General features: G+C 70.2%; 19 protein-coding genes. 18 read left to right on the forward strand and 1 reads right to left on the reverse strand.

Annotation, left to right across the window (positions count from 1 at the left end):
- Positions 1-29 precede the first annotated feature (29 nt).
- From H7U20_RS07710 to H7U20_RS07790, 17 genes are all read left to right on the forward strand, one after another.
- On the forward strand, positions 30-1,499 hold the full coding sequence (locus H7U20_RS07710; protein ID WP_199758870.1) for a murein hydrolase activator EnvC family protein: 1,470 nt from the start codon (positions 30-32) through the stop codon (positions 1,497-1,499).
- Between the two features lie 42 nt (positions 1,500-1,541).
- Complete coding sequence (locus H7U20_RS07715; protein WP_199519014.1) at positions 1,542-3,080, forward strand: S41 family peptidase; 1,539 nt, start codon at positions 1,542-1,544, stop codon at positions 3,078-3,080.
- 178 nt (positions 3,081-3,258) lie between these two features.
- Positions 3,259-4,026 carry a HesA/MoeB/ThiF family protein gene (locus H7U20_RS07720; protein WP_199519015.1) on the forward strand — a complete coding sequence of 256 codons (768 nt, stop codon included), beginning with the start codon at positions 3,259-3,261 and terminating at the stop codon, positions 4,024-4,026.
- Positions 4,027-4,165: 139 nt separating this feature from the next.
- Positions 4,166-6,301, forward strand: coding sequence for an amidohydrolase family protein (locus tag H7U20_RS07725; protein WP_199519016.1), 2,136 nt, complete (start codon positions 4,166-4,168; stop codon positions 6,299-6,301).
- Positions 6,302-6,514: 213 nt separating this feature from the next.
- Entirely contained in the window at positions 6,515-6,958 is a 444-nt protein-coding gene (gspG, locus tag H7U20_RS07730) for a type II secretion system major pseudopilin GspG (RefSeq protein WP_199519017.1), read from the forward strand.
- A 32-nt stretch (positions 6,959-6,990) separates the two neighbouring features.
- Positions 6,991-7,467: a GspH/FimT family pseudopilin gene (locus H7U20_RS07735; RefSeq protein WP_199519018.1), complete on the forward strand. Its 477-nt coding sequence runs from the start codon at positions 6,991-6,993 to the stop codon at positions 7,465-7,467.
- Between the two features lies 1 nt (position 7,468).
- Positions 7,469-7,858, forward strand: a complete 390-nt coding sequence (gene gspI, locus H7U20_RS07740) for a type II secretion system minor pseudopilin GspI (RefSeq protein WP_199519019.1) — start codon at positions 7,469-7,471, stop codon at positions 7,856-7,858.
- Positions 7,859-7,866: 8 nt separating this feature from the next.
- Positions 7,867-8,487 carry a PulJ/GspJ family protein gene (locus tag H7U20_RS07745; RefSeq protein WP_199519020.1) on the forward strand — a complete coding sequence of 207 codons (621 nt, stop codon included), beginning with the start codon at positions 7,867-7,869 and terminating at the stop codon, positions 8,485-8,487.
- Positions 8,484-9,440 (forward strand): type II secretion system minor pseudopilin GspK, encoded by a 957-nt coding sequence (gene gspK / locus H7U20_RS07750; protein ID WP_199519021.1) that lies wholly within the window; start codon positions 8,484-8,486, stop codon positions 9,438-9,440. The genes H7U20_RS07745 and gspK overlap by 4 nt, the downstream gene beginning before the upstream one ends.
- Before the next feature lie 27 nt (positions 9,441-9,467).
- Positions 9,468-10,712, forward strand: a complete 1,245-nt coding sequence (gspL, locus tag H7U20_RS07755; RefSeq protein ID WP_199519022.1) for a type II secretion system protein GspL — start codon at positions 9,468-9,470, stop codon at positions 10,710-10,712.
- A complete protein-coding gene (gene gspM / locus H7U20_RS07760) occupies positions 10,709-11,224 on the forward strand; it encodes a type II secretion system protein GspM (RefSeq protein ID WP_199519023.1) in 516 nt (171 codons plus the stop codon). Before gspL ends, gspM begins: the two co-directional genes overlap by 4 nt.
- Positions 11,225-11,264: 40 nt before the next feature.
- Positions 11,265-12,038 carry a type II secretion system protein N gene (locus tag H7U20_RS07765; protein ID WP_199519024.1) on the forward strand — a complete coding sequence of 258 codons (774 nt, stop codon included), beginning with the start codon at positions 11,265-11,267 and terminating at the stop codon, positions 12,036-12,038.
- Positions 12,038-14,272 carry a type II secretion system secretin GspD gene (gspD, locus tag H7U20_RS07770; RefSeq protein WP_199519025.1) on the forward strand — a complete coding sequence of 745 codons (2,235 nt, stop codon included), beginning with the start codon at positions 12,038-12,040 and terminating at the stop codon, positions 14,270-14,272. The genes H7U20_RS07765 and gspD overlap by 1 nt, the downstream gene beginning before the upstream one ends.
- Positions 14,269-15,690 carry a type II secretion system ATPase GspE gene (gspE, locus tag H7U20_RS07775; protein WP_199519026.1) on the forward strand — a complete coding sequence of 474 codons (1,422 nt, stop codon included), beginning with the start codon at positions 14,269-14,271 and terminating at the stop codon, positions 15,688-15,690. Before gspD ends, gspE begins: the two co-directional genes overlap by 4 nt.
- A 10-nt stretch (positions 15,691-15,700) precedes the next feature.
- A complete protein-coding gene (gene gspF, locus H7U20_RS07780; protein WP_199519027.1) occupies positions 15,701-16,921 on the forward strand; it encodes a type II secretion system inner membrane protein GspF in 1,221 nt (406 codons plus the stop codon).
- 17 nt (positions 16,922-16,938) lie between these two features.
- Positions 16,939-17,493, forward strand: a complete 555-nt coding sequence (locus H7U20_RS07785) for a type II secretion system protein N (RefSeq protein ID WP_199519028.1) — start codon at positions 16,939-16,941, stop codon at positions 17,491-17,493.
- 131 nt (positions 17,494-17,624) lie between these two features.
- The gene (locus H7U20_RS07790) at positions 17,625-19,931 is read left to right on the forward strand and encodes a patatin-like phospholipase family protein (protein WP_199519029.1); all 2,307 of its coding nucleotides are present in this window, start codon (positions 17,625-17,627) and stop codon (positions 19,929-19,931) included.
- Here H7U20_RS07790 and H7U20_RS07795 read toward each other — a convergent pair.
- On the reverse strand, positions 19,904-20,668 hold the full coding sequence (locus H7U20_RS07795; protein WP_233410573.1) for a helix-turn-helix domain-containing protein: 765 nt from the start codon (positions 20,666-20,668) through the stop codon (positions 19,904-19,906). The genes H7U20_RS07790 and H7U20_RS07795 overlap by 28 nt on opposite strands.
- 175 nt (positions 20,669-20,843) lie before the next feature.
- Here H7U20_RS07795 and H7U20_RS07800 point away from each other — a divergent pair, with 175 nt between their 5' ends.
- Positions 20,844-21,476, forward strand: coding sequence for an outer membrane beta-barrel protein (locus tag H7U20_RS07800; protein WP_199519030.1), 633 nt, complete (start codon positions 20,844-20,846; stop codon positions 21,474-21,476).
- Positions 21,477-21,649 lie beyond the last annotated feature (173 nt).

Raw genomic sequence — 21,649 nt, forward strand, 5'->3', positions numbered from 1 at the left:
CCCGCATCACCGGCCGCCGCGCGGCCGTCCTGCTGTGCCTGCTGCTGGCGGTCGCCGGCGGCGGCGCCCAAGCCGCCGCCAAGGCCACCGAGCGCAGCAAGCAAAAGGCGGCCGCCGAGGCCGAGCACGCCGGCCTGCAGCAGAAGCTGAGCGCGCTCAAGCGCGACATCAGCCAGACCGAGAGCGCCAAGGACAACGCCGCCGACACGCTGGCCGAGTCCGAGGGGGCGATCTCCAACGCCAACCGGGCGCTGCGCGAGCTCGCCGTCGAGCAGGGCGAGACCAACGTCAAGCTGGGCCAGCTGGGCGCCGAGCGGGCGCGCCTGGTCTCCACCGTCGAGCAACAAAAGAAACAGCTGGCCAAGCTGCTGCGCCAGCAATACGTCGCCGGCAACGAGGACCGCATCAAATTGCTGCTGTCGGGCGACAACCCGAACCGCATCAACCGCGACCTGCAGATGATGGCCTACGTGTCGCAGGCGCAGGCGCGCCTGCTCGACGCGCTGCGCGCCAACCTGCGGGCGGTCGAGAACAACCAGGCCGAGGCGCAGAACGCCAAGGACGAGCTGGCCGAAATCGCCCAGGAGGAGCTGCAACAGAAGGCCCTGCTGGAGCAGGAGAAGGGCCGCCGCGCCGCCTTGCTGAGCACCCTGTCGAAGCGCCTGGTGGCGCAGCGCAAGGAGGCCGGCAACGTCGAGCGCGACGAGCAGCGCATGGCCGGCCTGGTCGACAAGCTGGCCAAGCTGGTGCAGGAGCAGGCGCTGGCCGCCGCCGCCGAGAAGCGCCGCCTGGAGCAGGTCGCCGCCGCCAAGGCGGCCAAGGCCAAGGCCGAACAGGAGGCCCGCCTGCTGGCCCGCGCCAAGGCGGCCGAGGCCGAACGCGAACGGCTGGCCCGCCTCAAGGCCGACAAGTCCGACAAGGCCGCCAAGGCCGGCGGCGTCAAGCCGGCGCCGCCGGCCAGGCCCGAGCCGATCGACGCCGACGAGCCGAAACTGGCGCACAAGCCCGAGACCCGGCCCGAGCCCAAGCCCGAACCGAAAGAAGAGCCGGTGCGCGCGCCGGCCCGCGCCGCCGACGTGGCGCTGGCCCCGGCCGCGCCGGACGGCGCCTTCGCCGGCCTGCGCGGCCAGCTGCGCGCGCCGGTGGCCGGCAAGCTGGCGGCGCGCTTCGGCGCCAAGCGCGGCGACGGCCCGAGCTGGAAGGGCGTGTTCATCCGCGCCGCCGAGGGCAGCGACATCCACGCCGTGGCCGCCGGCCGGGTGGTGTTCTCCGAGTGGTTGCGCGGCTTCGGCAACCTGATCATCGTCGACCACGGCGGCCAGTACATGAGCATCTACGGCAATAACCAGACCCTGCTGAAACGGGCCGGCGAGGTGGTCAAGGGCGGCGACGCCATCGCCAGCGCCGGAAACAGCGGCGGCAACGAGGAATCGGGTTTATACTTCGAGCTTCGCCACCAGGGCCGGGCGTTCGACCCCGCCACCTGGGTCAAGTTTTAGCAAGCACACCAAGCACAGCACAGCGGAGCGCGGATACACAACATGGGCAACAAAGTCAAAAGCCTGGGCCTGATCGGCCTGGGCATGGTGGCCGGCATCACGGCTTCGCTGCAGTTCTCCGCCAGCGCCCAAAAGGCCGGCGGCCTGCCTTCGCCGCTGCCGCTCGAGGAGCTGCGCCAGCTGTCCGACGTGTTCGGCCTGATCAAGTCCGACTATGTCGAGACGGTCGACGACAAGAAGCTGCTCACCGAGGCCATCAGCGGCATGGTCGCCTCGCTCGACCCGCACTCGGTCTACCTCGACAAGAAGGCCTTCCGCGACATGCGCGAGGCGGTCGCCGGCAAGTTCGTCGGCATCGGCATCGAGGTCGGCATGGAGGACGGCTACATCAAGGTCGTCTCGCCGATCGAGGATTCGCCCGCCTTCAAGGCCGGCATCAAGGCCGGCGACCTGATCACCCGCATCGACGGCGCCGCCATCAAGGGCCTGAACCTGGACGAGGCGGTCAAGAAGATGCGCGGCGAGCCGCGCTCCAAGGTGGTGCTCAACATCACCCGCAAGGACCTCGACAAGCCGCTGACCTTGAGCATCGTGCGCGAGGAGATCCGCGTGCAGAGCGTCAAGGCGAAGATCGTCGAGCCGGGCTACGCCTGGCTGCGCATCGCGCAGTTCCAGGAACCCACCGTCGAGGACATGGCCAAGAAGCTGGCCGCGCTGTACGCCCAGGAGCCGAACCTGAAGGGCCTGGTGCTCGACCTGCGCAACGATCCGGGCGGCGTGGTGCCGGGCGCGATCGGCGTCGCCGCCGCCTTCCTGCCGAAGGACGCGGTGATCGTCTCGACCAACGGCCAGCTGGCCACCTCGAAGGAGACCTTCTACGGCCGCCGCGAGTTCTACGCCCCCAACAAGGGCGCCGACCCGCTGGCCAAGCTGCCGGCGGCGTTGAAGGACGTGCCGATGGTGGTGCTGGTCAACGCCGGTTCGGCCTCGGCCTCGGAGATCGTCGCCGGCGCGCTGCAGGACTACAAGCGCGCCATCATCATGGGCAGCCAGACCTTCGGCAAGGGCTCGGTGCAGACCCTGCGCCAGCTGACCCCGGACACGGCGGTCAAGCTGACCACGGCGCGCTACTACACGCCGCACAACCGTTCGATCCAGGCCAAGGGCATCGTGCCCGACCTGCTGGTCGACGAGACGGCCGACGGCGATGGCCTGAACAGCCTGCGCGTGCGCGAGGCCGATCTGCAAAAACATCTGAACAACGACGACGACAAGGGCGAGGGCGCGCCGGCCAAAGCGGCCGGCCACGACGAGCTGGAGGAGGAGCAGCGCCTGGCCGCCCTGGCCCGCAAGCAGAAGCCCTTCGAGTTCGGCGCCAAGGACGACTTCCAGCTGGCGCAGGCGCTGAACCACTTCAAGGGCCTGCCCTTGAAGCTGGCCAAGGCCGAGACCGGCACCGCCGTCGCCGCCGAGACCAAGGTCGACGGCAAGGTCGACGCCAAGCCGGCGCCCGCGGCCGCCGCCAAGGCCGATAAGGCCGCCAAGGCCGATAAGGCCGACAAGGCGCCGGCCAAGAAGTAGCCGCCTGCCGCGTCCGTGGGACGCCGGCCAAGCCCAAGGGCGCAAACTGGGGTCAGACCCGCGGGGTCTGACCCCGGCTCTTCGCCGCCGGGTTTGGCCGGCATCCCCGGCGCCTTGCGGTCCAACACAGCCGCCCCCGTAACCGCGCGCCGGCCGCGCAGTCTTTGCGAATGAGGACATGAACGACGCCCAACTGCTGCGCTACTCGCGCCACATCCTGCTCGACGAGATCGGCATCGAGGGCCAGCAGAAGCTGCTGGACGCGCGCGCGCTGGTGGTCGGCGCCGGCGGCCTCGGCTCGCCGGCCGCCATGTACCTGGCCTCGGCCGGGGTCGGCCGGCTGACCCTGGTCGACGACGACCTGGTCGACCTGACCAACCTGCAGCGCCAGATCGCCCACACCACGGCGCGCGTCGGCCAACCGAAGGCCGAGTCGGCCCGCGCCACGCTGCTGGCGATCAATCCCGAGATCGAGGTGCTGGCGCTGGTCGAGCGCGTCGACGACGCCCGCCTGGCCGGGCTGGTGGCGGCGGCCGACGTGGTGCTCGACTGCAGCGACAACTTCGCCACCCGCCACGCCGTCAACCGCGCCTGCGTGGCGGCGGCCACGCCGCTGGTGTCGGGCGCGGTGATCCGCTTCGACGGCCAGGTCAGCGTGTTCGACCCGCGCGGCGGCGCCCAGCCCTGCTACTCCTGCCTGTTCCCGCAAGACCAGCATTTCGAGGACGTCGCCTGCTCCAGCATGGGCGTGTTCGCGCCGCTGGTGGGCGTGGTCGGCGCCATGCAGGCGGCCGAGGCGCTCAAGCTGTTGATGGGCGTCGGCCAGTCGCTGGCCGGCCGCCTGCTGCTGCTCGACGGCCTGCACATGGAGTGGAACAGCATCGCCATCGGCCGCAACGACGACTGCCCGGTGTGCGCCGCGCGCGCCGCCGCCGGCGCCCGCTGAAGGCAAAGCTGACACTTTGGCAAGACCCTGTTAGCATGTTCCAGAATCCGATCCCGCCGCGCACCGTCCGGGCCCGGCCGCCGCATCCGTCGTTCCGTAGTCCCGCCGTGCAATCACCCATAAGGAGATGAACTTGAAGATGAGCAGACTTCCCGCCCTACCCCTGGCCTTGGCCATGGCCGTCGCCGCCGCGTTCGGCGCGCCGGCGCAGGCCGCCAGCACCACCACCTTCCTGATCATCGCCGAGAACGGCAAGCAGATCGGCCAGCAAGTGGTGGAGCGCGAGGACGACGGCCTGACCAAGGTGCGCTTCATCTACAAGGACAACGGCCGCGGCCCCGAACTGACGGAGCAGTTCCGCGTCGGCGCCGACGGCACCATGACCGAGTACGCCGTCAAGGGCAACTCCACCTTCGGCGCCGTGGTCGACGAGCGCTTCGAGCGCAAGGGCGACCTGGCCAGCTGGAAGTCGACCTCCGAGCAGGGCCAGAAAACCGTCAGCGGCCCGGCCGCCTACGTGCCGTTGAACAGCTCCTTCGAGGTCGGCTCGGCCGCCATCACCGCGTTGGCGGCGGCGCCGGGCGGCAAGCTGCCGCTGCTGCCCTCGGGCACGCTGGCGCAGCGCGTCCTCGACAGCATGGAGGTGCGCAGCGCCGACGGCAAGACGCAGACCGTGCAACTGCTGGCGCAGACCGGCATCGGCCTGTCGCCGTCGTTCATGTGGGCCACCGGCGGCGCCACGCCGCGCCTGTTCGGCGTCATCATCCCCGGCTTCGCCAACATCCTCGAGCAGGGTTGGCAGGCCAACGTGCCGGCCATGGCCGAGCGGCAGAAGGCCGCCGAGAGCAAGATGCTGGCCGATGTCGCCGCCCAGCTGCAGCATCCGCTGAGCGGCCTGACGGTGGTGCGCAACGCCCGCGTGTTCGACAGCGACAAGGCGACCCTGGGCGCGCCGTCCGACGTCTACGTGCTGCGCGGCCGCATCACCGCCGTGCTGCCGGCCGGCGCGCCGGTGCGCGGCGCCGTCAACGAGATCGACGCCGCCGGCCGCGTGCTGCTGCCCGGCCTGTTCGACATGCACGGCCACGTCGACCGCTGGTCCGGCGCGCTGAACCTGGCGGCCGGCGTCACCAGCGTGCGCGACATGGGCAACGACAACGCCCAGCTGCAGCTGATGCTCGACGAGACCAGCGACGGCAAGCTGCTGGCGCCGCAGGTGGTGCCGGCCGGCTTCCTCGAAGGCGAGAGCCCGTACTCGTCGAACGGCGGCTTCGTCATCAAGGATCTGGCGCAGGCCAAGAACGCCATCGACTGGTACGCCGAGCACGGCTATCCGCAGCTGAAGATCTACAACTCCTTCCCGCACGCCATCCTCAAGGAGACCGTGGCCTACGCCCACAGCCGCGGCATGCGCGTCTCCGGCCACGTGCCGGCCGGGCTGCGCGCGCAGCAGGCGATCGACGCCGGCTACGACGAGATCCAGCACATCAACCAGGTGATGCTGAACTTCCTGGTCACGCCGACCACCGAAACGCGCACCCTGCAGCGCTTCATCCTGCCGTCGGAAAAGGTGGCCGGGCTGGACTTCCAGTCCAAGCCGGTCAAGGACTTCGTCGCCACCCTGGCCAAGAAGAAGATCGCCATCGACCCGACCCTGGCCACCTTCGCCTTCCTCAAGCAGCGCGACGGCGACATGAACGAGCCCTTCGCGCCGATCGCCGAACACATGCCGCCGGACGTGCGGCGCGGCTTCTCGGTCGGCACCATGAAGATCGCCGACGCCGCCACGCTGAAGCGCTACGAGCAGTCCTACGCCAAGATGGTGCAGTTCGTCGGCATCCTGTACCGCGCCGGCGTGCCCATCGTCGCCGGCACCGACGAGCTGGCCGGCTTCACCCTGCAGGCCGAGCTGGTCATGCTGGTCAAGGCCGGCCTGACGCCGGCCCAGGCGCTGCAGGTGGCCACCAAGAACGGCGCGATCTACACCCGCACCAGCCATGAGCGCGGCAGCATCGCGCCGGGCAAGCTGGCCGACCTGGTGCTGGTCGACGGCGACCCGACCCGCGACATCGGCGACGTGCGCAAGGTGGCGGCGGTGATCACCCGTGGCTACCTGGTGTACCCGCACGAGATCGACGCCGCGCTGGGCATCGTCCCCTTCGTCAAGGACGCGCCGCAACTGAAGGCGCTGGCGCCGGTGTCGAGCAAGCACGCCGCCGGTGGCAACGAGGGCGCGCTGGCCCGCATCAACGGCATCGCCCGCAAGCGCGATTAAGCGATTAAGGCCAGGCCCGGCGGCGGCGGCGCGCCGCCGGCCCGCGCCGCGTCACGCGCTTGTCATAAAAGCGGCTAAATTGACGCCATGTTGGCGCCATTAAGCCGCCTTTAAGTATGTGCGCCGCAAAATGCACGTCGCACCTTGGCCGCCGCGATGGTTCGGCCTTATACTCTCCCCTCATTTCAATTCAACCATCATTGCCGCCCTTCTATGAAAAAACTGTCTATTCCACGTCGTATCGCGCGCGGCTTTACGCTGATCGAAATCATGGTGGTGGTGGTCATCATGGGCGTGCTGGCCGCGCTGGTGGTGCCCAAGCTGCTCAGCCGCACGGGCGAGTCGAAGATCGCCGCCGCCAAGGTCGACATCTCGACCGTCATGCAGGCGCTCAAACTGTACAAGCTGGACAACCAGCGCTACCCGACCACCGAGCAGGGCCTGCAGGCGCTGCTGAGCAAGCCGACCGCCGGTCCGGCGGCCAACGGCTGGAAGGCCGGCGGCTATCTGGAAAAAATGCCCAAGGATCCTTGGGGCAACCCCTACCAGTTCCTCTCGCCGGGTATCAAGGGCGAGGTCGACGTGTTCTCGCTGGGCGCCGACGGCCAGCCGGGCGGCGTCGGCGACGATGCCGACATCGGCTCCTGGGACATCTAAGCCCCGCGCGCCGTCGAGCGGAACCGTCCACCATGCGCACCGGCCGCCCGAATGGCCGCCAACGGGCCTTCACGCTGATCGAGCTATTGGTCGTGATGGTCATCTTCGGCGTCACGCTGGGCCTGGTCTCGCTCAACGCGCTGCCCAGCCAGCACCAGGCCTTGCAACAGGAGGCGCAGCGCATCGCGCTGCTGCTGCAACTGGCGCGTGACGAGGCCATCGTGCGCAACCGCCTGATCGCCTTCGAGGCCGAGCCGGAGCGCTACCGCTTCCTGATCCGCAACGAGCAGCAGTGGCAGCCGGCGCAGGACGACCTGCTGCGCGAGCGCGCCTTCAAGCACGGCCCGCTGAACCTGCTGCTCGATCCGCCCAGCGGCCTGCCCGGCGCGCCGCTGCGCATCACCTTCGGCCGCGAGCCGGTCGACAAGCCCTTTGTGCTGACCCTGGCCGGCGACGACGGCAGCGTGGCCATCCGCGCCGACGGTGTCGGCCACTTCAGCGTCGACTGACATGCGACCTGTCCCCCATCCATCCAGCCGGCGCGCGCGCGGCTTCACCCTGCTCGAGGTGCTGGTGGCGCTGGTCATCGTCGGCACCGCGCTGGGCGCCTCGCTGCGCGCCGTCGGCAGCCTGACGCAGAACAGTGACGGCCTGCGCGCCGCCATGATGGCCACCTGGTCGGCCGAGAACCGGCTGGTGCAGATCCGCCTCGACAAGGTGTTCCCGGCGGTGGGCAAGCAGAGCTTCGCCTGTCCGCAGGGCGACATGCAGCTGGTCTGCGAGCAGGACGTCATCGTCAGTCCCAACCCGCGCCTGCGCCGGGTCGAGGTCAGCGTCTACGACCAGGCCTACCCGGAGCGGCGCATCATCAAGCTGGTGCAACTGGTGCTGAACCAATGAGGCGCGCCATGCCGCGGCGGGGCGGCTTCACGCTGATCGAACTGCTGGTGGCGATCTCCATCCTGGCCATCGTCGCCGTGCTGGGCTGGCGCGGCCTGGACGGCATCATCCGTTCGCGCCAGGCGCTGACCGCGCAGATGGAGCAGACCCGCCGCATGCAGTTGACCTTCGCCCAGATGCAAAGCGACGGCGAGCACCTGGCCGAGCCGGGCGCGCTGCGCAACCGCGCCAACCTGCTGGCGCAAAACGACCGCCTGACCTTGGTGCGCACCGTGCTGGCCGAGAACGAACCGTCGCGCCTGCAGGTGGTGTCCTACCGCGTCAAGGACGGCGTGCTGACGCGGCGCGAGTCGAACGGCACGCGCGAGCTGAGCGAGCTGGACTCGCTGTGGCAGGCCGCGCTGAGCGACGCCGATCCGGCGCCGGCGGTGACCCTGCAAACCGAGGTGGCCGGCATCACGCTGCGCCTGTGGCAGAGCGGCGGCTGGCAATCGACCAGCACAGGCGCCAAGCAGGCCGCGCTGTCCAATACCAACAGCAACGCCGGCCCCGCCGGGCTGGAGGTGACGTTATTGTTGGCCGGCCAGCAGACCGGCTTGGTCAAGAACTTCCTGCTGGGGGGCCTATGAAACGCCCGCACCGGCCCCTTGCGCGCGCGTCGCGCCAGCGCGGCGTGGCGGTCATCACGGCGCTGCTGCTGACCACCTTGGCGGTGACCATCGTCGCCAGCCTGTTCTGGCAGCAGCAGGTGCAGGTGCGCTCGATGGAGAACCAGCGCCTGCACCTGCAGACCAAATGGATCATGCGCGGCGCGCTCGACTGGACCCGGCTGATTCTGCGCCAGGACGGCCAGGACCACCCGTTCTGGACCTCGGACCAGGATGTCTGGGCCACGCCGCTGGCCGAGACGCGGCTCGACGACTATGTCGAGCGCGAGCGGGTCGAAGGGGAAAAGTTCGACGCCACCTTGTCGGGCCAGATTATCGACGCCCAGTCGCGTTACAATCTCGCCAACCTTGCCACCAACAGGGCGGTCAACCAGGGCCAGCGGATGGTGTTCAGCCGCCTGTTGCAGAACCAGCAGCTCGACCCGTCGCTGGCGCAGGCGGTGGCCGATGAGGTGGCGCGCAGCCAGTCGCTGCAGGCGCCGCTGGTGACCCCCGCCGGCAAGGAGCCGATGGCGCCGCTGCGGGTCGAGGATCTGCTGGCGCTGCCGGGCTTCACGCCGCAGTCGGTCGAGCGCTTGCGCGAGCTGGTGATCGTGCTGCCGCAGCCGACCGCGATCAATCTGAACACCGCCTCGGCCGAGCTGCTCGCCGCGCTGGTGGACAATTTTTCCCTGGCCGAGGCGAGCGTCGTGGTGAGCGCCCGCAAGCGGGCCATTTGCAAGAACACGAGCGATTTTCAGGCGCTGCTGGGCCAACATGTGCTGCGGGCGAAAGTCGATGTGAGCTGTAAGAGCGACTACTTCCTGGTGCGCAGCCGGGTGCGGCTGGACCGCGCCGCGCTGGACGCCGAGGCGCTGATCTGGCGCCAGCCGGCCGGTTTGAAGACCGACGTGCAGTGGATACGGGAATATTGAGATGGCGATGAACGAAAGCGAGACCTTGTGACAACCTTATATATCCGCTATCCGGCCAAGGCCAGCGTCGAACACGGCGCGGCCCAGTCCTGCCCGTTCGCCGTGGTGGGCGACGCCGGCAATCTGCTGCAGCAGGGCGCCGCCGCGCTGGGCAACCTGGCCGACCTGGTGGCCTCGTCGCGCCGCGTGGTGCTGCTGCTGGCCGCCTCCGACGTGACGCTGTTGCGCGTCAAGGTGCCGCCGTTGTCGGCGGCGCGGCTGAAGGCGGCGCTGCCCAACCTGGTCGAAGAGCAGGTGCTGGGCGATCCGGCCGACTGCGTGCTGGCGGTCGCGCCGGCGCTCGGCGAGGACGGCCAGCGCACCGTCGCGGTGGTGCAGCGCGCCTGGCTCGAGGTGCTGGTCAAGGCCTTGCTGGCGCAGGGCGCGCACAGCGTCGGCGCCGTGCCGGCGCAACTGTGCCTGCCATTCCAGCCGGGCAGCGTGTCGGCCGCGCTGAGTCCCGGCGACAAGGGCCTGGAGCTGACCCTGCGCCAGTCGCAATTCGAAGGCTTCGGCCTGGCGCTCGGCGCCGAGCCGCAGGCCGCTCTGCACACGCTGCGCGCGCTGGCCGGCACCGCGCCGGTCAGCCTGTACCTGGCGCCGGCCATGCATGCCGCCTACCAGCCGCTGTTGGCCGGGCTGCCCGAGCTGGCCGGCGTGGCGCTGCTGGAAGACCATTGGGCGCACTGGGTGGCCGCCGCCAGGACGGCGGCGCCGGACCTGGCGCAGGGCCTGGGCGCGGCCAGCGCCAGCGCGCGCCAGTGGCAACGCTGGCGCTGGCCGCTGCGGCTGGCGGTGTTGGCGGTGCTGGTCAACGTGGTCGGCCTGAACGCCGAATGGCTGCGCCTCAGGCGCGAGGCCGACGGCGTCAAGCAGGCCATGCTGCAAACCTTCAAGGCCGCCTATCCGAAGGAGACGGTGATCCTCGACCCGGCCGCGCAGATGCGCAAGAACATCGCGGCGGCCCGCGCCGACGGCGGCGCCGCCGCGCCCGACGAGTTCCTGGCCTTGTGCGCCGCCTTCGGCGAGGCGGCGGCCGGCTTGGCCGGCAAGGACTTCGTCGCCGCGCTGGACTACCGCGACCACGCGCTGCAGGTCAAAGTCAAACCCAACACGATCGACGGCGCCGCGCTGACCCAGTTGAAGGCGGCACTGGCCGCGCGCAAGCTGGAGTTGTCCGAGGTGGCGCCCGAGACCTGGAAGATCCGCCTCGGCGGCGGGAGCAAATCATGAGCAAATTGAAGCAAACCATGCAGCACTACCAGGCCGCCGGCGCCGCCTTCTGGCAGGCCCGCAGCGAACAGGAGCGCCGCTTGCTGGGTATCGGCGGCGCGGTGCTGGGGTTGGCGCTGGCCTACTCGCTGCTGCTCGCGCCGGCCCTCGACGGCCGCGTCAAGCTGCAGCAGGAGCTGCCGCTGCTGCGCCAGCAGGCCGCCGAACTGCAGGCGCTGGCCCTCGAAGCGGGCCAGTTGAAGGGACAGAACCAGGTGGCGCCGGCGGCCATGACGCGCGACGCCCTGGTCGCCAGCCTGGCCGCCAGCAGCCTGACGGCGCAATCGATCAGCCTGACCGGCGACTACGCCAAGCTGCAGCTGAACGGCGTGCAGTTCGCCAACCTGATGGCCTGGCTGGCCGCGCAGCGCGCCGACAGCCGCGTCGCCGTGCGCGAGGCCAGCATCAGCGCGCAGTCGCCGGCCGGCATGGTCGACGCCGTGCTGACCCTGCGCCAGGGCGACAGCAAATGAGCACGGCATCGCCGCGCGTCGCCAAGCCGCGGGGCGGCCGGTGAGGCGCGCCGTGCTATGGTTGCTGATTGTCGTGCTCAGCGCGGCGGCGACGCTGTTGTTCTGCTTCCCGGCCAGCTGGCTGGGCGCGCTGGTCGAACGCCACAGCGGCGGCCGTTTGACGCTGGGGGACGCGCAGGGTACGCTGTGGCGCGGCTCGGCCTTCATCGGCGGCGCCGCCGGCGGCAACGGCCCGGTCACGCCGCTGCTGCCGGGCCGCTTCGTCTGGCGCCTGTCGCCGCTGGTGTTGCTCGGCACGGTCGACCTGCAACTGGAGAATCCGGACGCGCTGGCGCAGCCGGTCAACTTCCGTGGCGGCTGGCGGCAATGGCAGCTCAGCCCGTCGGCGCTGCTGCTGCCGGCCGAGGGCCTGTCCGGTCTCGGCGCGCCCTTGAACACGGTGGCGCCCAGCGGCACCATGCGGCTGGAATGGAGCACCTTGGCGCTGGCGCTGGAGCAGAACATGGTCGCCGTCGAGGGCCGCACCACGCTGGAGATGAGCGACATGGCCTCGCGCCTGTCGCCGGTGCGGCCGCTGGGCAGCTACGCCCTGGCGCTCGACTGGCACGGCCAGCAGGCCAGGTTGACACTGAGTTCGCACAAGGGGCCGCTGCTGTTGAGCGGCACCGGCAGTTTGGATCACGGCCGCTTCCAGTTTTCCGGACAGGCCGAAGCAGCAACAGGATATGAAGAGACGTTGGCCAATTTGTTGAATTTGCTTGGTCAGCGCCGTGCCAACAGCGCCAAAAACATCATCGCGTTAGAGTTCAGATAATGAAAAAACAGTCCGCCAACACCTCCCACCTTCCCGTCCTGCGCCGCCTGAGCGCCGCCGCCCTGTTGTGCTGCGGCGCCGCCGCGGCCAGCGCGGCGCCGGCGCCGGCACCGCCCGCGCCGCGCGCCGCCGCCAGCGATGATGCGGCCCTCAACTTCGTCGGCGCCGACATCGAGTCGGTGATCAAGGCGGTCGGCCACTACACCAACATCACCTTCGTCATCGACCCGCGCGTCAAGGGCACGCTGACGGTGGTGTCGGAGCGCAGCGTGAGCAAGTCGCAGGCCTTCAGCCTGCTGACCTCGGCGCTGCGCCTGCAGGGTTACGCCGTGGTCAGCGGCGACGGCTACGCCAAGGTGGTGCCGGAGGCCGACGCCAAGCTGCAGTCGGGACCGACGGTGATCGGCTCCGGCGCCGTGGCGCCGAAGGGCGACCAGATCGTCAGCCAGGTGTTCCACCTCAACTACGAGTCCTCGGCCAATCTGGTGACGGTGCTGCGTCCGCTGATCTCGCCCAACAACACCATCAACGCCAACCCGGGCAACAATTCGCTGGTCATCACCGACTACGCCGACAACCTCAAGCGCCTGGCCAAGATCATCGCCGCGCTCGACGCGCCGGCCGCCACCGACCTGGACGTGATTCCGGTGCGCTACGCCATCGCCAGCGACCTGGCCAGCATGGTCAACAAGCTGATGGAGCCGAGCGCCGGCGGCGGCGGCGCCGGCGACAGCGGCCGGGTCAGCGTGTTGTCCGACTCGCGCACCAATTCGCTGGTGCTGCGCGCGCCGTCGGCGGCGCGCGCCAACCTGGCCAAATCGCTGATCGCCAAGTTGGACCAGCCGACCGCGCAGCTGGGCAACGTCCACGTGGTCTACCTGAAGAACGCCGACGCGACCAAACTGGCCGCCACCCTGCGCGCGGTGACCAGCGGCGAGAACGCCGGCGGCGGCAACCAGGCCGGCGGCGGCACCGGCACCGGCAGCGGCAGCGGCAGCGGCACCAACCAGGGCGGCGGCGTCGGCAACAGCGGCACCGGCCAGGGCGGCAGCGCCGGCTCGACCAATCCGGCGCTGAGCAACAGCGCCACCGGCCAGCAGGGCGCGACGGGCGGCGGCGCCGGCTTCATCCAGGCCGACGCCTCGACCAACACGCTGATCATCACCGCGCCGGAATCGGTCTACCGCAACCTGCGCGCCGTGATCGACCAGCTCGACGTGCGCCGCGCCCAGGTGTATATCGAATCCTTGATCGTCGAGGTCACCGCCGACCGCGCCTCCGAATTCGGCGTGCAGTGGGTCGGCGCCAGCGGCAATCCGAACAGCACCTACCGCATCGGCGGCCTGCAGTCCTTCACCTCGGGCAACAACAACCTGGCCACCATCGCCAGCACCCTGAACAGCGGCAAGCCGACCTTGCCCGGCGCCGGCCTGTCGATCGGCGTGTTCAAGCAGGTCGCCGGCCAGCTCGGCCTGGGCGCGCTGGCCCACTCGCTGGAGACCGACGGCAACGCCAACATCCTGTCGACGCCGAACATGATCACGCTCGACAACGAGCTGGCCACCATCAAGGTCGGCCAGAACGTGCCGATCCTGACCGGCCAGTTCACCAGCTCCTCGGGCACCAACACCAACCCGTTCCAGACCATCGACCGCAAGGAAGTCGGCCTGACGCTGAAGGTGCGGCCGCAGATCTCCGAGGGCGGCACGATCAAGATGGCGATTTACCACGAGACCTCGAGTGTCGACAAGTCGACCCTGACGGCGCCCGCCGGCATCACCTTGAACAACCGCGTCATCGAGAACAACGTCATCGCCGACGACGGCCAGATCATCGTGCTCGGCGGCCTGATCGAGGACAGCACCGGCGACGGCACCGACAAGGTGCGCGGCCTGGCCGACATCCCGATCATCGGCAACCTGTTCAAGTACCAGTCGCGCACCCGCAAGAAAACCAACCTGATGATGTTCCTGCGTCCCGTGGTGATCCGCACCAAGGAACAGAGCAACAGCCTGGCCACCGACCGCTACGAGTTCATGCGCAGCGCCGAGCAGGCCATCAAGCCGGCCGACAGCATCCTGGTCAACGACTTCGGCCAGCCGATGCTGCCGGCGCTGCTCGACGGCCAGCCGCAGGGCGGCGCGATGGCGGTGCGGCCGGTGCCGCCGGCGCCGCAGCCGGCGCCCGAGCAGGCGCCCGGCGCGGTCCCCAACGGCAGCAAGCAAGCGCAATGAGCCAGCTGCTGCCCTTCGCCTTCGCGCGCGACTTCCTGCTGCTGGCCCAGCCCAGCGAGCAGGCCGAACACACGGTCGAGCTGCGCGTTTGCGGCGCCACCAAGCCGGCCGCCATCGCCGAGGTGTCGCGCCGCTTCGGCCGCGTCGCGCTGAAAAGCGTGCCGCGCGCCGAGCTCGACGAGGCCATCGCCGCCGCCTACGCCGGCGCCGGCGGCAACGCCTCGCTGGTGGCCGACGAGTTCGACGCCGACCTCGACCTGACCAAGCTGCTGCAGGACGTGCCGGCCATCGAGGACCTGCTCGAATCGTCCGACGACGCGCCGGTGATCCGCATGATCAACGCGCTGCTGACCCAGGCGCTGCGCGACGGCGCCTCCGACATCCACATCGAACCCTTCGAGCAGACCTCGGTGGTGCGCTTCCGCGTCGACGGCAGCCTGCGCGACGTGGTGCGGCCGCGCAAGGCGATCCACGGCTCGCTGATCTCGCGCATCAAGATCATGGCCCAACTCGACATCGCCGAGAAGCGCCTGCCGCAGGACGGCCGCATCACCCTGCGCATCGGCGGCAAGCCGGTCGACGTGCGCGTCTCGACGCTGCCGACCGGCCACGGCGAGCGCGCCGTGCTGCGCCTGCTCGACAAGGAGGCCGGCCGGCTCGACCTGCAGCACCTCGGCATGGGCGGCGACATGCTGCCGCAGTTCGACCGGTTGATCAAGCAGCCGCACGGCATCGTGCTGGTCACCGGGCCGACCGGCTCGGGCAAGACCACCACCCTGTACGCCGCGCTGTCGCTGCTCAACGCCAGCACCACCAACATCATGACGGTGGAGGACCCGATCGAGTACGACCTGGCCGGCGTCGGCCAGACCCAGGTCAACGCGCGCATCGACATGAGCTTCGCCAAGGCGCTGCGCGCCATCCTGCGGCAGGACCCGGACGTCATCATGATCGGCGAGATCCGCGACCTGGAGACGGCGCAGATCGCCGTGCAGGCCTCGCTGACCGGCCACCTGGTGCTGGCCACCCTGCACACCAACGACGCCGCCGCCGCCGTCACCCGCCTGCTCGACATGGGCATCGAACCGTTCCTGCTGTCGTCCTCGCTGCTCGGCGTGCTGGCGCAGCGCCTGGTGCGCAAGCTGTGCGGCTCCTGCAAGAGCTTCGACGGCGAGCACTGGCAGGCGGTCGGCTGCGAGCACTGCGGCCACACCGGCTACCAGGGCCGGGTCGGCGTCTACGAGCTGCTCGAGACCACCGAACAGATCCGCGCGCAGATCCACAACCGCGCCTCCGAGGCCGAGGTCAAGGCGGCCGCCGTGCGCGGCGGCATGCGCACCATGCGCGAGGACGGCGAACGCTGGCTGCGCGACGGCACCACCACGCCGGCCGAGCTGCTGCGCGTGACCAAAGACTAGGCCGACCACCATGCCCGCATTCCGCTACGAGGCCGTCGACGACGGCGGCGCCACCAAGAAGGGCGTGCTCAACGCCGACAGCGCGCGCGCCGCGCGCGCCGAGCTGCGCGGCCAGGGCTTGCTGCCGCTGAAGGTCGACGCCATCTCGGCCCAACTCGACGCCGCCGGCGTGGCCAAGAGCCGCGGCTTCGGCGAGCGCCTGTCGACCACCGAGCTGGCGCTGTTCACGCGCCAGCTGGCCAGCCTGCTGGAGGCCGGCCTGCCGCTCGAACAGGCCTTCTCGGCGCTGCTCGAACAGGCCGAACGGCCCTATGTGCGCGACCTGATCGCCTCGGTCCGCTCCGAGGTGATCGGCGGCGCCGCGCTGTCGGACGTGCTGTCGCGCCACCCGCGCGACTTCGCCGAGATCTACCGCGCCCTGGTCGCCTCGGGCGAGCAGATCGGCCACCTGTCGCGCGTGCTGTCGCGCCTGGCCGACTACATCGAGCGGCGCAACGCCCTGGTGCAGAAGGTCAAGCTGGCCTTCACCTATCCGGCCATCGTCACCGTGGTCGCCTTCTCCATCGTCATCTTCCTGCTCACCTACGTGGTGCCGCAGATCGTCTCGGTGTTCGCCAACACCAAGCAGAAGCTGCCCTTGCTGACCACGGTGATGCTGGCCGTGTCCGACTTCGTGCGCAGCTACGGCCTGCTGGCGCTGGTGCTGCTGGTGGCGGCCTGGTTCGGCTGGCGCCGCGCGCTGACCGACCCGGCGCTCAAGCTGCGCTGGCACACCTGGTTGCTGACCGCGCCGCTGTACGGCAAGTTCGAGCGCAGCCTGAACACGGCGCGCTTCGCCAGCACGCTGGCCATCACCACCGGCTCCGGCGTGCCGATCCTGCGCGCGCTGCAGACCAGCCGCGACACCTTGTCCAACGTCGCCCTGCAACGCCTGGTCGACGACGCTAGCGACAATGTGCGCGAGGGTGTCAGCCTGGCGCGCGCGCTGTCCGAGCAAAAGCATTTTCCGCCGATGCTGATCCACATGATCCGCGCCGGCGAAATCACCGGCGAGCTGCCGGCCATGCTCGACCGCGCCGCCAGCGCGCAGGAGCAGGACCTGGAGCGGCGCACGCTGACCATCGCCGGCCTGCTCGAGCCGGCGCTGATCCTGGCGATGGGCGTGGTGGTGCTGCTGATCGTGCTGGCGGTGCTGATGCCTATCATTGAAATCAACCAGCTGGTGCGCTAGCAAGGAAAGCCCGACCCATGAAACGACTCCCCCTCTTCTGCACCGTGCTGGCGCTGGCGGCCCTGTCGGCCTCGCTGGCCTATTGGGCGCTGCAATGGTTCAAGCCGCCGCAGCGGCCGATCGCGGCGCCGCCGGCCCAGGTGGCCGCCGGCCCGTCGCCCGAGGCGGCGCGCGGCCTGTTCGGCGGCCAGGTGGCGCTGGCCAGCGTCAGCAACTACCAGCTCAAGGGCGTGGTGGCGGCGGCCGACGGCCGTGGCAGCGCCGCCATCCTGGCGGTCGACGGCAAGCCGTCCGAGGCGCTGGCGGTGGGGCGCGAGGTGGCGCCCGGCGTGCTGGTCAAGGAGGTCCACGCCAAGCACGTGCTGCTGTCCGAGGGCGGCGTGATCAAGCGCCTCGAACTGGCCAGCGATACCGGCGCCAACGGCGGCGCGCCGGCTTCGCCGCTGCCGCCGCAGCAGGGCGGTCAGCCCGCCGCGGTCAACAACCCGGGCGCCCTGCCGCCGCCGCCGACCCAGGCGCCGCCGCGCATGACGGCCTCGCCCACCACGCTGGGGCCGCCCGACCGCCAGTAGGCGGCCGGCCCGCCGCGCCAGCGAGGATGCCCGCCCGCCGCCGCCCGCCCAGCACCGTCCACCCCCGCGCGCCGAGCGGCGCCGGGCGCCGCCGCGCCCGTCCCGCGCGCGCCACCTAGCGAGTCCGCCGCATGAAGCCGATTGTCCCTCCTTTCCTGACCCGTCCGGCGTGCGCGCTGGCGCTGCTGCTGGGCTGCGCCGCCGCGCTGGCGCCGGCCGCCGCCGCCCCGGCCGCCGCCGTTCCAGTCGTTCCAGTCGTTGCGGCGCCGGTCGCCGCGGTCGCCGACCCGGCCTACGCGCCGCGCCTGCGGCCCAAGGTGGCGCTGGTGCTGTCGGGCGGCGGCGCGCGCGGCTTCGCCCACATCGGCGTGCTGCGCGTGCTGCAGGAGCTGCGCGTGCCGGTCGACTTCGTCGTCGGCACCAGCATGGGCAGCGTGGTCGGCGGCGCCTACGCCGCCGGCAGCTCGGTCGAGCAGCTCGAACAACTGGTGCGCAGCACCGACTGGGTCGGCGTCATCGCCGACCGGCCGCCGCGCGACCAACTGGCCTACCGCCGCCGCGAGGAGGACACGCTGCTACCCTCGCGCATCGAGTTCAGCGCCAGCATGGCCGGCGTGTCGCTGCCGCCGGCCGCCGCCGGCAACGCCGCGCTGGAGATCGCGCTGTCCGGCGTGCTGCCGGCCGGCGCCCGCGACAAGCCGGTCAACCGCCTGCAACTGCCGTTCCGCTCGGTGGCCTCGGACCTGCTCACCGGCAGCCTGGTCAACCTCGACGACACGCCGCTGTTCCTGACCATGCGCGCCTCGCTGGCCGTGCCCGGCGTGTTCGCGCCGGTGCGCGTCAAGGAGCGCCTGCTGGTCGACGGCGGCCTGGTGCGCAACCTGCCGATCGACGTGGCGCGCGCGATGGGCGCCGACGTCGTCATCGCGGTCAACGTCGGCACGCCGCTGGCGCCGGAGAAGGAGCTGGGCAGCGCGGTCGGCGTGGCGCAGCAGATGCTGCAAATCCTCACCGAACAAAACGTGCAGCGCTCGCTCAAGGAGCTCGCCGCCAAGGACGTGCTGATCGCGCCGGACCTGAACGGCATCGGCTTCCTCGACTTCGAGCGGCACGACCGCGCCATGCGCGCCGGCGAGGCGGCGGCGCGCGAGATGAGCGCGCGCCTGCTGCAGCTGGCGCTGCCCGAGGCGCAGTACGCCGCCTACGAGCAGCAGCGCCTGGCCGCGCCGGCGCCGGAGGACAAGCCGCTGCCGCTGGTCAGCCTGATCATCGAGCCGGGCCGGCGCATCAACCCCAAGGCGCTGGAGGTGGAGACCGGCCTGGTGCTGGGCATGCCGATCACCGTCGCCCAGGCGCAGCAGGCCGGCGCCTCGCTGTTCGGCCGGGGCGACCTGGCGCGGGTCGAGACCGACGTGGTCGACCAGGACGGCGGCCGCAGCGTGTTGATCCGCCCGATCGAGGCCGAGTGGGCGCGCAACCGCCTGCGGGTCGGCCTCGAGCTGGCCAGCGATTTTTCCGACAACAACAGCTTCGCGCTGAAGGTGATGCATCTGCGCAGTTCGCTCAACGATTGGGGCGCCGAGCTGCGCAGCTACGCCGAGATCGGCACCAGGCGCCGCCTCGGCCTGCAGTTCTGGCAGCCGCTGGGGGCCGGCTCGCAGTGGTATCTGGCGCCGTCGGCCGAATACGGCGCCTACTCGGTCGACTTGTTCGACAAGGGCCGGCGCATCTCGCGGGCCGGCGTCAACTACAACAATGTCGGCTTGTCGCTGGGCCGTCAACTGGGCAACTGGGGCGACATCCGCGTCGGCTTGTCCCGGCTCAACGGCAACGTCGGCGTCACCGTGCCCGACCTGGGCGAGGCCGGCCACGAGCGCGTGCAGCAGAACGTGCAAAGCCTGAGCTTCAACGTCGACACGCTGGACTCGATCGCCTTTCCCAGCCGCGGCACCCTGGTCAACCTGAACTGGCAGCGCAGCAGCGACGCCAACACCAGCGGCGCCCGGGCGCTGCAGAAGAACGAGCTCAGCCTGCAGGCGCTGAAGGCCTTCCACACCGGACGCTGGGCCGGCCACGTCTACGGCGAGTGGTCGCGCAGCGCCAACGGCAACGCGCCCAACAGCCTGGGCGGCTTCCTGCGCCTGTCCGGCACGGCGCCGCTGTCGATCGACGGCAACAACCTGATGCTGGGGCGGGTGGTCTTCGCGCGCGAGATCGGCGCCATGCCGGCGGCGCTGGGCGGCGTGGTGCGGCTGGGCTTTTCCGCCGAGTTCGGCGGCGGCTGGGGCGGCGACCAGCCGCTGGGCTGGTCCAGCATGAAGCAGGCCGGCAGCGCCTTCGTCACCGTCGACACCCGCTTCGGCCCGCTCTACATCGGCGCCGGCAGCACCAAGGGCGCCGGCGGCACCGCCTATTTGTTCCTCGGCCCGATCTGGTGAGGCGGCGCGCGGCGCAGCGCGGTGAAGGCGGCGAACTCCCATGAACGGAAGCCGACCAGCAGGCTGAAACCGTCGCGCTCGGCCGGCGCCAGGCGGCGGTCGTTCTGGTGCAGCCGCGCCAGCTCGGCGGCCAGTTGCTGGATCTTCGCCACCAGTTCGCGCGCGCTGGGCTGCGACAGCCGCGCCGGCAGGAACAGCAGGGCCTCGCCGGCGCCGTCGAAGTCGCCGCCGAAGTAGTCGCTGACCACGTGCTGGCGGAAGAATTGCTGCACCGGGCCGTCGGCCAGCCAGCGGAAGGCGTTCGACACGCGCAGGCTGTAGCGGTTCAAGGGTTTCAGTTCGATCAGGCCGAGGCGGTCCAATTCGGTCAGCAGCAGGATCGCCTCCGGCTCGCTCAGGCTGTAGGTCTCGAGCACCTGCTCCAGGCTCCAGTGGCCCAGGCAGCAGATGGCCATCAGCAGCAGGTGCGGCTTGGCCACCAGCGATTTTTCCTGCGGCAGCGTGAGCGCGTCGGCGTGCGGCGTGGCGTCGGCCGCCGCGCGCAGCACGTCCTCGAGCGCGATGCCGGCCGCCTTGCAGATCTGCGCCAGCCGCGACAGCGTCATGTCCTGCTGGCCGAACATGCGCTTGACGCTGGACTCGCTCATGGCGATGCGCTCGGCCAACAGCTTGTAGGTCATGCCGGCGGCGCGCAACTGGCTGCGCAGCACTTGCAGCAACATTTCCGGTGAACTCATTTCATTCCTTGGTAAAAATGCCAAAAGGTATCGTCATCCGCTACCTAATGTACAGAATTCCGCGTCTCGGCACAATCAATTAGTACCTCGGGCTGAAATGGGCGACACTCCGCTTCGATCTTGCTCATGACGCGAGCTCTACCGGAAATAACGCTGACCACTAGGGAAAAATAACATGTCTTCGATGTTCACACGTTTGTCCGCCGGCCTGCTGGCCGGCGCCGCACTGCTCGCCGGCGCCGCCGGCGCGGCCGAGGTCTCGCCCGGCTACATCGGCGTCGATGTCGGCCTGCGCAACCACTACAGCCTGGACTGCCTGAGCGGCAACGCCTGCGACAAGAACGCCAACCGCGGCGGCAAGCTGTACGCCGGCTACACCCTGGGCACCGGCCAAATGCTCGGCATGACCACCGTGCACGCGGTCGAGCTGAGCGTGTACAACGGCGGCACCGCCACCGGCGCCTTCAAGAACGGCGCCGGCGTGCTGCAGCAGGGCGAGGGTAAGCTGAGCGGCGTCGCCGTCGTCCACGCCGGCTCGCTCAAGCTGAACGAGGACTGGGCCGTCAACATGCGCCTCGGCGTGGCCTACCAGCGCGGCAAGGTCGCCTACTTGAACTACGCGCCCAACACCAGCATCGGCAGCGACGTGAAGAACCAGTTCGCCGTAACGGCCGGCCTGGGCTTGGCCTACGCGCTGGACAAGAACTGGTCGCTGAAGGCCGACTGGAACTACCTGCCGGTCAAGTTCGGCAAGGCCGAAAGCAGCAACCTGAACACTTTCTCGGTCGGCGCCGCCTACAACTTCTAGGCGAACCGACAGCACCGTCACCTGAGAGCGGGCGCCAAACCCGGCGCCCGCTGAAGGTCCCCCGCGATGATCAACGCCGTTCGGCCTAGGGGCCGGCGGCAGCCAACACCACCCAGGGTCGAAGGGCCGGGGTCGGACCCGCCGGGTCCGACCCCACGGTCACACCCCTGGGT

Origin of the sequence: Rugamonas violacea (assembly GCF_016461825.1) — a bacterium.
Taxonomy (GTDB): domain Bacteria; phylum Pseudomonadota; class Gammaproteobacteria; order Burkholderiales; family Burkholderiaceae_D; genus Rugamonas.

Bases quoted from the DNA above. Each gene is read 5' to 3' on its own strand.
- H7U20_RS07715 (WP_199519014.1), top strand. From the start codon at position 1,542: ATGGGCAACAAAGTCAAAAGCCTGGGCCTGATCGGCCTGGGCATGGTG.
- H7U20_RS07720 (WP_199519015.1), top strand. From the start codon at position 3,259: ATGAACGACGCCCAACTGCTGCGCTACTCGCGCCACATCCTGCTCGAC.
- H7U20_RS07725 (WP_199519016.1), top strand. From the start codon at position 4,166: ATGAGCAGACTTCCCGCCCTACCCCTGGCCTTGGCCATGGCCGTCGCC.
- gspG (WP_199519017.1), top strand. From the start codon at position 6,515: ATGAAAAAACTGTCTATTCCACGTCGTATCGCGCGCGGCTTTACGCTG.
- H7U20_RS07735 (WP_199519018.1), top strand. From the start codon at position 6,991: ATGCGCACCGGCCGCCCGAATGGCCGCCAACGGGCCTTCACGCTGATC.
- gspI (WP_199519019.1), top strand. From the start codon at position 7,469: ATGCGACCTGTCCCCCATCCATCCAGCCGGCGCGCGCGCGGCTTCACC.
- H7U20_RS07745 (WP_199519020.1), top strand. From the start codon at position 7,867: ATGCCGCGGCGGGGCGGCTTCACGCTGATCGAACTGCTGGTGGCGATC.
- gspK (WP_199519021.1), top strand. From the start codon at position 8,484: ATGAAACGCCCGCACCGGCCCCTTGCGCGCGCGTCGCGCCAGCGCGGC.
- gspM (WP_199519023.1), top strand. From the start codon at position 10,709: ATGAGCAAATTGAAGCAAACCATGCAGCACTACCAGGCCGCCGGCGCC.
- gspD (WP_199519025.1), top strand. From the start codon at position 12,038: ATGAAAAAACAGTCCGCCAACACCTCCCACCTTCCCGTCCTGCGCCGC.
- gspE (WP_199519026.1), top strand. From the start codon at position 14,269: ATGAGCCAGCTGCTGCCCTTCGCCTTCGCGCGCGACTTCCTGCTGCTG.
- gspF (WP_199519027.1), top strand. From the start codon at position 15,701: ATGCCCGCATTCCGCTACGAGGCCGTCGACGACGGCGGCGCCACCAAG.
- H7U20_RS07785 (WP_199519028.1), top strand. From the start codon at position 16,939: ATGAAACGACTCCCCCTCTTCTGCACCGTGCTGGCGCTGGCGGCCCTG.
- H7U20_RS07790 (WP_199519029.1), top strand. From the start codon at position 17,625: ATGAAGCCGATTGTCCCTCCTTTCCTGACCCGTCCGGCGTGCGCGCTG.
- H7U20_RS07795 (WP_233410573.1), bottom strand. From the start codon at position 20,668: ATGAGTTCACCGGAAATGTTGCTGCAAGTGCTGCGCAGCCAGTTGCGC.
- H7U20_RS07800 (WP_199519030.1), top strand. From the start codon at position 20,844: ATGTCTTCGATGTTCACACGTTTGTCCGCCGGCCTGCTGGCCGGCGCC.